The sequence below is a fragment of the Lentzea sokolovensis genome, from assembly GCF_033949975.1.
Taxonomy (GTDB): domain Bacteria; phylum Actinomycetota; class Actinomycetes; order Mycobacteriales; family Pseudonocardiaceae; genus Lentzea; species Lentzea sokolovensis.
Genome location: NZ_JAXAVU010000004.1, coordinates 1,081,285 through 1,095,052 on the forward strand (window position 1 = coordinate 1,081,285; position 13,768 = coordinate 1,095,052).

Below are 13,768 nucleotides of genomic sequence, written 5' to 3' on the forward strand. Positions count from 1 at the left end.
TGCGGTGCCGCCGGCCTCAGAAAGCAGCCGGGTAGGTGAACCGCACCCAAACGGCTGCCGCGCCGCGGAAGTGTGCGACGGTGTGCACGTGCCTGTTTCAAATCCAAATGCACCGATTCTTTCGCTGCCGCGGCCGATGCAACGTGTGCTCGACCTGGCCTCGTCCTTTTCCAAGGACGCCACGCCCGCCATGAGCGATCGTGACAACGCCACCGCTGAGCTGGCCGCCAGCCTCGAAAGCGCGCTCGTCCCGATGATCGAGGTGCTCGGCCTGGAAGACCTGGACATCAGGGTCAAGCCTGGCGGCAGGCAAACCAACTACAGCCCCGTGGCGTGGGTGCGGGTGTTCTCGAAGGAGTGCTCGCCGAGGGCCTTGGAGGGCTTCTACCTGGTCTACCTGTTCGCGGCGGACGGCAGCCGGGTCTACCTGTCCCTCAACCAGGGAACCAGCGAATGGCGCTCGGGTGCGATGCGGCCGATCAACGACAGGCGTGTGCTGGTGGGACGCGCGGCGGAGGCACGCGGCGCTCTGGCTGACTTCGCGGAGTCGCCCGTCGTCCAGAACGGTCAGGTGGCGATCGACCTGACCTGGGCATCCGTCGCGTCCGTGGGCATCGAGAGCAAGAGGCGGATGCGGAACTACGAGGACGGAAACATCTTCGCCTACGAGTACCGGACCCACGAGATTCCTTCTCACGACCAACTGGTCGAGGACCTCGCCGACATGCTTCCGCTGCTGGCCGAGCTCTACGGGACGCCGGTGGGCCCTGGTGATCTGCCGGTTCTGGTTCGCACTCCGGCCGACCAGGAACCGGTGGCGAAGGCCCGCGGCGCAGCTGCCCGCGCCCAGGGGCGACAGCTGGATTCCGCAGCCAGGAAGGCCATTGAGCTCCACGCGGAGGACCTCGCTGTGAGGTATTTCGAGGGATCCGGCTGGACCGTCAAGCGCGTTGGTCATCTCAAACTGGGCTATGACCTCGAGTGCACGAAGGATGAAGAGAATCCGCTGCACGTCGAGGTCAAGGGAACACAAACGCTGGGCGAAGAGGTGTTTCTGACGCCCGGCGAGGTGCGTCACGTCCGAGACACGGAGAAGTGCGACGCCGCGCATGCGCTGTACGTCGTCTCGCAGATCACCCTCGACCGCACTCATGGCGTGCGATGTTCTGGAGGACACGAGCGTCTCCTGTGGCCGTGGGGCATTGACACGACGCACCTCACACCGACCCAGTACTCCTACCGAGTACCGCCGTCCTGAGCAGGTACTCGCGGTGTCACTACTTGTCGCGGCGAGCCGGCCGGGGACGGATCTGACCGGCACGGGCGGCCCGGCGCAGCAGCAGCACGGTCGTCGCGAGGCAGACCAGGAGCGCGATCAGGCTGGCCTCCGGGCCGAACGTGCCGCCCGTGAGCACTGACGGGCCGGACAAGGTGGTGCGCAGCAGCCCGTTGGGCACGTCGTTCGACCCGGACACCGCGATGCCGAATAGACCGGCGTGGGTGAAGTTCCAGGCGAAGTGCAGGCCGATCGGGAACCACAGCGACCGGGTCAGGACGTAGGCGGAGGCGAGCATGGCGCCGCCGGTGAGCCCGATCGCCAGCGCTCCCCACAGCGTCGCGTTGACGTTGACCAGGTGCGTCGCGCCGAACAGCAGTGAGGACACGACCAGCGAGATCACGGTTCCCGCTCGTTCCTCGAGGATGCGGAAGAGCACCCCGCGGAACAGCACCTCCTCCATGACCGCGACGCTCGCCATCATTCCCGCGAGGCCCAGGAAACCGAAGAACGAGCCCCAGGACAGTCCGTCCACGCCGCCGAACACCAGGATCACCAGCATCATCGCGCAGAACAGGCCGAACCCGAGCAGCGCGCCCCTGCCCAGCCCGCGCCACCGGTCCCGCGACTCCAGTTCCGGTACGTCGTCCCGCACCTCGACGGTCTGGGACAGCCTGCGGTAGCAGACGATCCCCGCCACGGCCAGGCCGACACCGATCGGCAGTGCGAGCAGCGGCAGCGGTGCGACGAGGGTGTCGATGCCGACCACCGCGAGCATCACGACGAACAGCGAGACGAAGAGAACCGGGAACCTGAACGTGCGCAACCGACGCCTGCGCACGGACAACTCGACGGCTGAACGACTGTCGTCCGGGAAAGCACTTCGCTCCATGATTCCGACTTCCTGGTTGTCTGCGGGAACACCGCGAACACTAGGAAGATCGGTGACCGGGCAAATCCCACCGGAGAGGACACTCGGAAGTAGCTCTCACGGGGGACAGCGGCCTCAGGAAGCCGGTTCGGCGGTCGCCGCCGCTGTGGCACTACCTCCCCCGGTGAACCTCCACCGCCCGTGCGGCACCTTGACCACCGCGACACCGCTGGAATGCGGCACGTGCACCTCCGCGGTAGACCCGACCGGAACTTCGACGGTCAATCGCAGCACGCCGTCGACCTTCGCCCATCCCACGCTGATGCGGCCGCGCACGCTCTCGAACTCCATCCGTGCCCACGCCAAGGCGGTCGCGGCGGGCCGGACCGTGAACGTCCGGTAGCCCGCGTCGCCCGGCCGCAGACCGGCCACGTGCTCGTACAGCCATTGTGCGACGGTGCCCTTGAAGTAGTGGTTGCGGGAACGGGTGCCGGTGTCCCACATCTCCCACATGGTGTCGGCGCCGTTCGAGAACCAGTGGCCCCAGCTCGGGTACGAGCGTTCGGTGGCCATGGCGTGGGCGACGTCGGCGTGACCGTTGTCGCCCAACGCCTGGAGCAGCACGCTGGCGCCGAGACAGCCGACGTTGACGTGGTTGCCGTTCGCGCGGACCTCGGCGGCCAGTTTGTCCGCGACCGCCTGGACGGAGCCCGCGGGCACCATGCCGAACGCGAGCGGGATCGCGTTGGACGTCTGGCGGTAGTCGGTGTCCTTGGCGGTGCGGTAGTAGCCGTCCAGGAACGTGTTGTTGAACGCTGACAACAGGTTCGCGGCGACTTCGCGGTAGCGCGGGACGGGCTTGCCGATCACGTCACCGAGTTCGGCGGTGTGCACCAATGCGCGGTAGAGGTACGCGGTGGCGGTGAGCCTGGTGTCCTCGGGCGGGATGCCGCCCGAGTCGGGCGGCAGGAAGTCGCCGAGCGCGGTGACCGCGAGGCCGTCGCGCAGCCTGCCGATCTCCCAGTCCAGGTACCGGGTGAGCACCGGCCAGTGCTGCGCGGGCAGCCGGTCGTCGCCGTAGATCCGGTACATCTCCCTGAGCACGAACGGGTACACGGTCGTCCACTCGGGAGCGGGCGCCAGTTCGCGGTAGCCCCAGCCGCCGCTCGGCACGATCACCGGGAGCTGGCCTGCCGTGTCCTGGCTGTCCGCGAGGTCGCCGAGCCACTTGGTGAAGAACTTCGCCATGCCGAACTCGGCGAGCATCGACGGTGCGCCGACCTGCGCGTCGCCGGTCCAGCCGTTCTTCTCGTAGGTCGGGGTGTCGGTGGGGATGCCGTGCAGGTTGTTCGCGACGGTGCGGCGCATCGCGGCGTCGTACTGCTCGAACAACGGTTCGGAGCAGCGAAAGGTGCTGGCCCGCGGCACGTCCGAGTGCACCAGGCGGCCGACGAGCTTCGGCGCCGCCGTCAGTCCGGTCACCTCGACGTAGCGGAAACCCTTGTAGGAGAACTTCGGTTCCCACGTCTCCGCACCGCCGGCGCAGACGTACTCGTCGAGCTGGATGCGGTTGCCGCTGACGTGCCCGTTGTCCATGTGAACGCTGCCATCGGAGTTCAGCGTCTCGCCGTGCTTGAGCCGCACGACAGTGCCCGCGGGGGCGGTGACGGTGAGCTGCGTCCAGCCGGACATCGTGCGGCCCATGTCAGCGACGAACACGCCCGGCCTGAGCACGCTCACAGTCGGCGTGACCGACTCGATCACGCGGATCGGTTCGTGTTCCTGGGCCTTCAGCGTGCCCTTGGGCGCCGGCCTGACGGAAGTGCGCTGCCACGCGCCGTCGTCGAAGCCCGGTTTCGTCCAGTCGCGCGGGGCGAGGCGGGCGTCGTAGGTCTCGCCGGTGTAGAGCGAGTTCGAGACCGTGGGGCCGTCGGTGAGGCGCCACTCCTCGTCCGACGTGATGGTCGTGCGGGTGCCGTCCGGGTGGTCGATCTCCAGCTGTGCCAGCAGTTTCGGTTCGTCGTGCCACGGCGGGCGCTCCCATCGCCACACGTTCGGCGTCTTCATGCCGTAGAAGCCGCGGCCCAGCGTCACGCCGATCGCGTTGCGGCCACTGCGAACCAGACTCGTGACGTCGTGCGTCGCGTACAGAACGGTGTTGTCGTAGTCGGTGAATCCGGGATCCAGCACCCGGTCGCCGACGCGCCGGCCGTTGATCTCGGTCTCGTGGTAGGCGAGGCCACTGACGTACAGCCGGGCGCGCTTCACCGGCTTGGCCAGCGCGAACTCCCTGCGCAGCAACGGCGCGGGCTGCTCCTTGACCGTGACGTTCGCTCCCCACGGGCCCTGGCCGTACGGTTCGAGCACGGTCGCCGCGGTCCACGCCGAGTCGTCGAAGTCCGCGGTCTGCCAGCCGGGTTGCTCGGTCTGCGCCACCTTCCAGCCGGGGCCGGTGACGATCTCGCGCTGACCGCCGGGCAGATCGACCACCAGTCGCAGCAGGAGTCCGGCCGGCCCCGGCGACCTGTTGGTGGCACGGGCGGCCAGCACGATCCGCCGGCCGGCCAGGCGGGTCACGTCGGCGCGTTGCCCGACCTTCCACACGTCGACCTGCTCCGGGACGTGCAGGACCTCGGAACCGTTGACGTACAACGTGAAGTCGTCGTCCGCGGTCGCGACGAGCCTGGCCCTGACCGCGTCCGCCGGAAGGTCGATCGACGTCCGGAACCACCGGCTCTCCACCGGTGCCGTCGCCGACCAGATCCACGAGGCGCCCGCGAAGGTGATCGACGTGTCCGCGGCGCCGATCCACCGCGCCTGCCACGGCGTGCCGAGCAGGGCGGTCTCCCACCAGTTCGTCGTGCTCCACGCTGACACCCGGCCGGAGCCGTCCCACACGCGCACCCGCCAGTGGTACCGCGTGCGCGGCTTCAGTTCCTTGCCCGCGAACGGAACCCCGACGGTGCGGTCGGAACCGACCTTCCCGGACTGCCAGACGTCCGACCGTCCGGGAGCGGTGCCGACCTCGACCTGGTAGGCGGTCTGCCGTGCGCCGGTACCGTCCGCCGCCAGCACCCAGCCGAGCCGAGGTGCCGTGACATCGGTGCCCAGCAGCGTTTCCGCGTACTCGACCGTCGTACGCACGACCCGCACCCCACCGGCCTTCTCGCCCGGCTCGGCGTGCGCCACCCCGACCGGGAGCGCCGTCGCGGACAGCCCGACGGCCGATGTCCTGAGGAACTCACGTCTGCGCACGTCGTCTCCACCTTCGTCGCTGGATGAAACGTTTCAATCGCGGCGTCGAGGGCCAGAGTGTTGTGGGCGGAGCGGGGTGTCAAGGACTGCGGGAGCAGGCTGTCCGCAATCGGACATCACCGGTTGAATCGTTTAAACGTCAACCGGTCGTGCAGGTGCTTCCGTTGAGGGTGAACGAGGTGGGCGCGGGGTTCGACCCGCTGTACGTGCCGTTGAATCCGATGCCCACCGACGCGTTCGGCGCCAGCGTGCGGTTCCAGGTCAGGTTCGTCGCGGTGACGGCGGCGCCCGACTGGGCGAACGTCGCACCCCAGCCCGGCAGCGTGACCTTCTGGCCGCCCGCGTAGCTGAAGGCCAGCGTCCAGCCGTCGACCGCGGAGGTGCCCGTGTTGGTGATGGTCACGTTGGCCGTGAACCCGTTGCCACCGCCCCAGTTCTGGCCGGAATACCCGACCTTGCAGGCACCGGTGCCGCCACCCGCGGCGGTCGTCGCCGACACGATGCCGGAACTCGCCGACACGTTGCCGGCGGCGTCCTTGGCCCGCACCTGGTAGCGGTAGGTGGTCGACGGCGTGAGACCGGAGTCGGCGTACGTGGTGGTCGCCGTCGAGCCGACCGCGGTGAACGAGCCGCTGCCCACTGCGCGCAGCACGTCGTAGCCGGTGACGCCGACGTTGTCGGTCGACGCGGTCCAGTTCAGCGTGAGGCCCGTGGAGGTGACTCCGGAAGCAGCCGGAGTGCCCGGCGTGGAGGGCGCCACGGTGTCGCCGGGATTGCCACCGCCGTAGATCGTCGCCTCCTTCGAGGTCTGCCGGACACCGTTGGCGCCGTTGAGGAACCGCTCACCCCAGGAGGTGAGGCTCGCCGGGTTGAAGGAGTTCGTCATGTCGAGGTAGCCGACGTCGCTGCTGTTGCCGCTCCACGACCAGCCGAGGTAACCGAGGCCGCGCGACTGGGCCTGCGCCATGATCGTGTCCTCGTCCGGGTCGCCGTCGCTGTGGTTGTGCCCGAACTCCCCCACCACCAGCGGCAGGCCGGCGGTCCGGAACGCGTCGAAGTAGGCGTTGATCTCGGCCGCGGTGTCGTAGACGCCGTACATGTGGATGGAGAACACGGTGTTGCGCAACGGATCGGCGTTGAACACCGACGCCGCGTTGTCGCGCATGATGTTGCCCCAGTCCTGGCCCCACATCGGCGCGTCGGCCATGATCAGGTGTTGCAACCCCGCACCGCGCAGCCTGCTGATCGCGCTGCTCGTGGCGCTGGCCCACGTCGCGCTCACCGAGGCGTTGTTGCCGAACGGCTCGTTGCCCAGGTTGACGACGACGTAGTTCTCCTGCCCCTTCAGGGCGTCGGCCACGCCGATCCAGTAGGTCGCCGCCTGGTCCAGGCTCGCGGCACCGCTCTGCTCGCCGAAGCCGGTGGTGTCATGCACCTCCAGCACGCAGATCAGCTTGTTCTGCTTGCACAGCGAGATGACGCTCGAGACCTCCGCCGCCGGAGTAGGTCCCCACCGCTGCCCGCTGCCCAGCACGACGCGCACCGTGTTGGTGCCGAAGGACTTCATGTCCGCGAACGCCCTGGTCTGACCCTGGTACCAGACGTGCGCGTGGTTCACGCCGCGCATGACGAACGTGGCGCCGTTGCCCTCGACGACCCGCGTGCCCTCGACGTGCAGGCCCACCGCCGTCGGCTGGGACCGCAGTGCCGCCACGACAGCCGGGTACCAGCGGGCCTCGATCTTCTGGATGCCGGTGGTGCTGTTGGGGTGAACGCCGTCGCCGGTGTCGGCGGCGGTGTCGAACCCGGTCCACTGGTCCACCACCGTGATCGGGGACGCCGTGGTGCTGTTCGCCCGCGCCCAGCCGGGAATCGCGGCGTTCAGGTCGGCCACCCGCTGTCCGCACGCCGAGCAGTTCGACGGGTTCATCGGGATGATCTGCGCGACGACCAGCTTGATCGCGGGATTGCTCGCCCGCATCTGGCCGAGCAACGCGGTGTAGGCGTTGAGGATCGTGCTCGCCGGGATGTTGTTCCAGACGTCGTTGGTGCCGAGGTGCATGAGCACGACGTCCGGCCGTGCCGAGGAGAGCCAGCCTGGGAGCTGGTTGTCCCGCACGATGTTGGTCGCGAGGAACCCGCCGTGGCCCTCGTTGTCACCGTCGTGGGCGAAGCCACAGCCCTGTGCCGGCAGCGAGCCGACGAAGTCGACGTCGGTGTACCCGGTGTCCTGCAGGTGTTTCCACAGCAGCGCCCGCCAGCACCCCGGGGAGCCGGTGATGGAGTCACCGAGCGCCATCACGCGCGCGGGTGCGGCGGCGTTCACCGCGGTGGGAGCGATGACGACACAGGCGGCCAGCAGCAGCCCGGTCACCACCGCCCGAAGGAATCGCAAGGTCACGACGACCTCCTGGGAAATGTTCGATTGTTCTCGGGGAATTCTGGGAGCGCTCCCAGAATTCGGACACTAGCCAGCCGATCACCGGCAGACACCGCCGAGTGGCCCACCGGCGGAGCCTGTCCGGTGCGGACATCCGGCTGACCTCGGGTTTGTCCGGCCGGGCGGCCTCTGTCATACCGTCGAACGCATTCGTCGAATCGACCGCGAACATTCGCCGAACCGTTGACGGACCCCGTTCTCGACTAGATCATGGCAGCGCTCACATCCCGTCGGAATTCTCTTTCCCCGAATCCCCCCGCAAAAGCGGAAAGCGAGTCACAACCCCCGATGTTAACGTTCACACGACTACTCGCTCTGATAGTCGCCCTGAGCACCGTCACCGCGATCGGCGGCGCACCGGCCTCCGCCGGGCCCGCGATCTCCGGGAACCAGGTCCGGGTGCCCGCCGCGCCGATGGGCTGGGCCTCGTGGAACACGTTCTTCGAGAACATCGACCACAACGTGATCAAGGCGCAGGCCGACGCGCTGGTGTCGTCCGGGCTCGCGTCCGCCGGCTACCGCTACGTCAACATCGACTCCGGCTGGTGGAAGGGCACCCGCGACGGCGCGGGCGACATCACCGTCGACGAGGCCCAGTGGCCAGGCGGTATGAAGGCGATCGCCGACTACATCCACAGCAAGGGGCTCAAGGCGGGGATCTACACCGACGCGGGCAAGAACGGCTGCGGCTACTACTTCCCCACTCCCGGCCCGCCGCACGCCGGCACCGGCAGCGAGGGGCACTACGAGCAGGACATGCTGCGGTTCTCCCGTTGGGGCTTCGACTACGTCAAGGTCGACTGGTGCGGCGCCGACGTCGAGAAGCTCGACGCTCCCAGCACCTACCGGGCGCTCAGCGACGCCGCGGCCAAGGCGAGCGCCACCACCGGGCGTGAGCTGGTGCTGTCCATCTGCGAGTGGGGCAAGAACGACCCGTGGAACTGGGCGCCGGGCATGGCCCCGTTGTGGCGCACCGGCACGGACATCATCTTCGCGCACGAGACGCCGTCGATCGGCATGGTCCACGAGAACTTCGACAAGAACCAGCGGCCGACCGCGCAGCACACCGGCTACTACAACGACCCGGACATGATGATGATCGGCATGCCCGGTCTGTCCGCCACGGCGAGCCGGGTGCACATGAGCCTGTGGGCAGCCGGCGGTTCGCCGATGCTGCTCGGCAACGACCTGACGAGGATGGACGACAACGCGATCTCGGTGCTGACCAACCGCGAGGTGCTCGCCGTGGGCCAGGACCCGCGCGGCCTGCCCGCCGTCGAGATCGCGGAGGACGTCCGCGATCAGCAGGTCTACGCGAAGGTGTTGTCCGGCACCGGACGCAGGGCGGTGGCCCTGCTCAACCGGACGTCCTCGGCGGCCACCATGACGGTCAGGCTGGCAGACCTCGGCCTGACCGGCCGGATGGCGGCCGCACGCGACCTGTGGAGCGGCGTCGCCACGCCGATCACCAACGGCAGCCACAGCGTCACGGTTCCCGCGGGCGACGCGGTGCTGCTGTCCGTCGCCGGTGCGGAGGCGAGCGCCGCCACCTACCCCGTCGTGAACTCCAGCGCCACCGGCATCGCCGCCAAAACCGGCGGGCTGGCGGTCGCCACGTTCGAGTACACCAACAGCGATCGCGTCGCCCGCCAGACCACCCTGCAGGTCAACGGCGGCCAGATCCCCACCACGCTCGCGCTTCCGCCGACGCCCAAGGGCACCGTGTCCGCGATCGTGTCCCTGGCGAAGGGAACCAACTCCCTCACGGTGTCGGGAACCGGGGTGACAGCCGTCGAGGTGCGCGAACTGCCCGGCACGGCGGGCACCGAGGTGATCGGCTCGCAGTCCGGCCGGTGCGCCGACATCAACGGCAACACCATCACCAACGGCACACAGGCCCAGTTGTGGGACTGCAACGGCGGCGAGCAGCAGACGTTCACGCACACCACACGCAAGGAACTAGTGGTCTACGGCAACAAGTGCCTCGACGCCTGGGACCACGGCACCACCAACGGCACGAAGGTGGCCATCTACGACTGCACCGGTGGCACCAACCAGCAGTGGAATCTCAACCCGGACGGCACCATCACCGGCGTGCAGTCCGGTCTCTGCCTCGACGCCAACAACGCGGCGACGACCAACGGCACGAAACTCGTGCTGTGGACGTGCAACGGCGCCGCCAACCAGAAGTGGACGCGCAACTGATGATCAGACCCCTGCTCCTGATCCCCGTGGTGCTGGCGGCGCTCGCCACACCGGCCCACGCCACCACCGGTGGCAGCTTCGAGGTGCTGACCTACAACGTGGCGGGCCTGCCGGAGCCGCTGTCGTCCGGCGACCCCGCGGTGAACACCCCGTTGATCAGCCCGCGTCTCGCGCCCTACGACATCATCAACGTCCAGGAGGACTTCAACTACCACGCGGCGCTGTACGCGGGCGACAACCACGCCCACCGCACGCCGACGACCGGTGGCGTTCCGTTCGGCAGCGGCCTGAACACGCTGTCGCACCGGCCCTACAGCGACCTCCAGCGCACGAAGTGGTCGTCCTGCAACGGCACGGACTGCCTCACGCCCAAGGGCTTCTCGTACAAACGGGTCGAGCTGGCCGCGGGGGTGTACGTCGACGTCTACAACCTGCACCCCAACGCTGGTACCGAGAACGCGGACCTCGCCGCGCGCCGGTCGAACATCACCCAGCTGTCCCGTTTCATCGCCGCGAACTCGGCGGGCAACGCGGTCATCGTCATGGGAGACACCAACACCCGCTACACCCGTGCCGACGACAACATCCGCGAACTGGCCGGCACCAACGGCCTCACCGACGCGTGGGTGCAGCTCGAACGCGGCGGCCGGGCACCGGCGGCGGGCGACCCGGCGCTGGTGTGCGACCCGGCGGCGCTGACCGACTCGTGCGAGGTGGTCGACAAGATCCTCTACCGGGGCAACCGGCAGATCACGCTGACCGCTCGGGACTACCGCAACGACAACGCCGCGTTCGTGGACGCACAGGGCAAACCGCTGTCCGACCACTACCCGATCGCCGCGCGGTTCGACTGGACGGCGGACGACGGCATCAAGCTCAGCGCCGAAGCCGGCGGTCCGCACGGAAGCCCGTTCACCGACGTCGCGTCGGTCGACCTGGGCGCGGTGCGCACGCTCACATTGCGCGGTGCCAGCAGGTTGGACCAGATCTCGGCCACGCTCACGAACGGCACGACGCTCACCCACGGTGGCTCAGGCGGCACGGCCACGTCCCTCACGCTCGAACCGGGTGAGCACTTCGTGTCCGCGAAACTGACCCAGAGCAAGTACAACGGCCACACGCGGGTGTTCTCGGCCGCCTTCACCACCAACCGGGGGCGCACGCTCTCGGCGGGTCAGCCGACCGGGGAGACGCTCACCGTCACGGCACCCGCGGGCTGGCGCATCGCCGGGTTCACCGGCCGGTCGGGCACCGAGATCGACCGGCTCGGCGCGATCTTCATGCCCGCCTGAGCGAGGAGAGGACGTCCGCGCCCATGGCACTGCCTGGGCGCGGACGTCCGTCACCGCGGGACGAGCTTCTCGCCGAGCATCAGCTGAACGTCCGGCCGGATCGTCACTTCCGCCGCATGTCCCTGGCACGTCACGACAACTGCCTTCGCACCCTGGAGAGTGCGCAGCGCGACGGCCTTCAACTCCCCTCCGTCCCACCACAGGTCGACCACCACGCCGCCCCGCGCCCGCAGTCCGCGCACCACCCCGGTCGGCCACGCCGAGGGCAGTGCGGGCAGCAGGCGCAGCTCACCGGTGTGGCTCTGCAGCAGCATTTCCGCGATCGCGGCGGTGGCGCCGAAGTTGCCGTCGATCTGGAACGGAGGGTGTGCGCACAGCAGGTTGCGGTACACGCCTCCCCCGTGCGGGCTGCCGTCCGTGGCCTCCGTCAGCAACATCGAGAGCAACGTGTGCGCGCGGTCGCCGTCACCGAGCCGTGCCCACAGCGCGGCTTTCCAGGCCAGCGACCAGCCCGTGCCCGCGTCTCCCCTGGCTACCAGCGCACGCCGGGCGGCCTCGGCCAGTTCCGGGGTGCGCACGGGATCGATCTGATCACCGGGGTACAGGCCGTACAGGTGCGACACGTGCCGATGGTCCGGCTCCGCGTCGGGCACCTCGTCGGCCCACTCCAGCAGCCCGCCGTGCGATCCGATCGGCGGTGGCGGCAACTCGATCCTCCGCACCTCGTCGACCACGTCGTCGCGCAGCCCCAGCACCTTCGCGACCTCGGCCAGACCGGCGAACAGGTCCGCTGTCAACGCCAGGTCCATGGTGGACCCGACGCCGGCCGCGACCGGCTCTCCCGCGGCCAGGTAGTGGTTCTCAGGTGACGTCGACGGCGCCGTCGTGAGCACGCCGTCGCGCGGGACCAGCCAGTGCAGGCAGAACTCGGCCGCGCCGCGCAGCACCGGCCACGCGCGGTCACGCAGCCAGTCGACGTCACCGGTGAAGGCGTAGTGGTCCAGGAGGTGCCGGCACAGCCACGCCGCGGCCATCGGCCAGTTCGCCCACGCCGGGTCGCCACCGCCGTCGCCGACCGGGGTGGTGAGGCACCACGGGTCGCTGTTGTGGTGCGCCACCCAGCCCGGCGCGCCGTAGAGCGCCTTCGCCGTCTCCGCACCGGGTCCGGACAGCTGCTCGACGAACTCGAGCAGCGGCTCGTGGCACTCGGGCAACGCGGTGACCTCGGCCGGCCAGTAGTTCATCTGCAGGTTGATGTTGAGCGTGTAGTTGCCGCGCCACGGCGGGTCGGTGTGCGGGTTCCAGATGCCCTGCAGGTTCGCGGGCAGCGTGCCCGGCCGGGAACTGGTGATCAGCAGGTAGCGGCCGTACTGGAACAGCAACGCCGGCAACGCCCGGTCTGGCCGCGCGATCCGTTCGTCCGTCGGCGCGTCCGGCACCGGGCCCAGCTGGAGGCTCACCCGGTCGAACAACGCCTGGTGGGTCTGGACGGCCTGGTCGCGGAACGTCGCCCAGCCCAGCCCACGTGCCCGTTCGACCCGGTCGAGCGCCACGCGGGAGCATTCGGCGGGATCGTCCACCGGCGCGGCACCAGGCCCGCGGTAGCCGGTCTCGGTGGCGACGTAGACCGTGTCGCCGTCCACCGCCACGACCGCCGCCCAGGCCATTCCGCCCGGCACCACGCCCCGCACCCCCACGATCCCGCCGGACGAGGTGAAGTGCTCGCCGGGCAACGACCCGCGCAGCACCGGACTGACAGCGGTACCGGTCACCCGCAACGCCAGTACGTGCAGGCCCGCATGACACACGGCCTCCCGCCGCACCACCGTCTCCCCGGTCCGGTAGGAGACCGAGTACGTGCCGGTGCGCAGGTCGAGCTCACGGCGGTAGGCCTCAGCCTGCTCGGGTCCACCGCCGAGCAGGACGTCGGCCAGCGGCAGGTACTTCGCGGTGTCGGGGCCCTGCAGGCGGCGCAACACCTCTTCCGCCGCACGAGGCGAGCCGGACAGCACGTGCGAACGGGCCTGCTCCACCAGTTCCGGATCACCGGACGGCGCCGGCAGCGGCGACCCCGTCCACAGCCGGTCGTCGTTGAGCTGCACCAGCTCGGTGCCGATACCGCCGAAGCACATCGCACCGAGCCTGCCGGTGCCCAGCGGCAACGCTTCCTCCCACGCCCTCGCAGGGGCCTCGAACCACAGGCGGGTCACCGCGGCACCTCCGAGTGTTGAAGCGTTTCGATGACATTACGGACCGGGCGCGTCTTCTGTTCACGACTGGCCGCGTGAACGCTCACATTGACGGTTGACGGAAGCGGCGACCTCGATTCGACTCGTTCGACGCCTCTCCCGTCGAACGGCACGCTCGATTCGACAGCGAGCCGCGGAAAACGCTTTCCACATTATGCCGCAACGCATCCAGCCTCTTGC

General features: G+C 69.1%; 7 protein-coding genes. 3 read left to right on the forward strand and 4 right to left on the reverse strand.

The window, feature by feature from the left end; translation table 11 throughout:
• The first annotated feature begins 4 nt into the window (after positions 1 to 4).
• The gene (locus SK854_RS10255; protein WP_319974779.1) at positions 5 to 1,258 is read left to right on the forward strand and encodes an MrcB family domain-containing protein; all 1,254 of its coding nucleotides are present in this window, start codon (positions 5 to 7) and stop codon (positions 1,256 to 1,258) included.
• Positions 1,259 to 1,277: 19 nt separating this feature from the next.
• Here the strand turns inward: SK854_RS10255 and SK854_RS10260 are convergent, their stop codons facing one another.
• The 3 genes from SK854_RS10260 to SK854_RS10270 form a co-directional block, all read right to left on the reverse strand.
• Positions 1,278 to 2,168, reverse strand: a complete 891-nt coding sequence (locus SK854_RS10260; protein WP_319974780.1) for a CPBP family intramembrane glutamic endopeptidase — start codon at positions 2,166 to 2,168, stop codon at positions 1,278 to 1,280.
• Between the two features lie 114 nt (positions 2,169 to 2,282).
• The gene (locus SK854_RS10265) at positions 2,283 to 5,402 is read right to left on the reverse strand and encodes a family 78 glycoside hydrolase catalytic domain (RefSeq protein WP_319974781.1); all 3,120 of its coding nucleotides are present in this window, start codon (positions 5,400 to 5,402) and stop codon (positions 2,283 to 2,285) included.
• 139 nt (positions 5,403 to 5,541) lie between these two features.
• Positions 5,542 to 7,803, reverse strand: a complete 2,262-nt coding sequence (locus tag SK854_RS10270; RefSeq protein WP_319974782.1) for a cellulase family glycosylhydrolase — start codon at positions 7,801 to 7,803, stop codon at positions 5,542 to 5,544.
• Between the two features lie 327 nt (positions 7,804 to 8,130).
• Here SK854_RS10270 and SK854_RS10275 point away from each other — a divergent pair, with 327 nt between their 5' ends.
• The gene (locus SK854_RS10275; protein WP_319974783.1) at positions 8,131 to 10,047 is read left to right on the forward strand and encodes a ricin-type beta-trefoil lectin domain protein; all 1,917 of its coding nucleotides are present in this window, start codon (positions 8,131 to 8,133) and stop codon (positions 10,045 to 10,047) included.
• A complete protein-coding gene (locus SK854_RS10280; protein WP_319974784.1) occupies positions 10,047 to 11,339 on the forward strand; it encodes a jacalin-like lectin in 1,293 nt (430 codons plus the stop codon). Before SK854_RS10275 ends, SK854_RS10280 begins: the two co-directional genes overlap by 1 nt.
• A gap of 50 nt (positions 11,340 to 11,389) precedes the next feature.
• Here the strand turns inward: SK854_RS10280 and SK854_RS10285 are convergent, their stop codons facing one another.
• Entirely contained in the window at positions 11,390 to 13,549 is a 2,160-nt protein-coding gene (locus SK854_RS10285; protein WP_319974785.1) for a glycosyl hydrolase family 95 catalytic domain-containing protein, read from the reverse strand.
• Between the last annotated feature and the right edge of the window lie 219 nt (positions 13,550 to 13,768).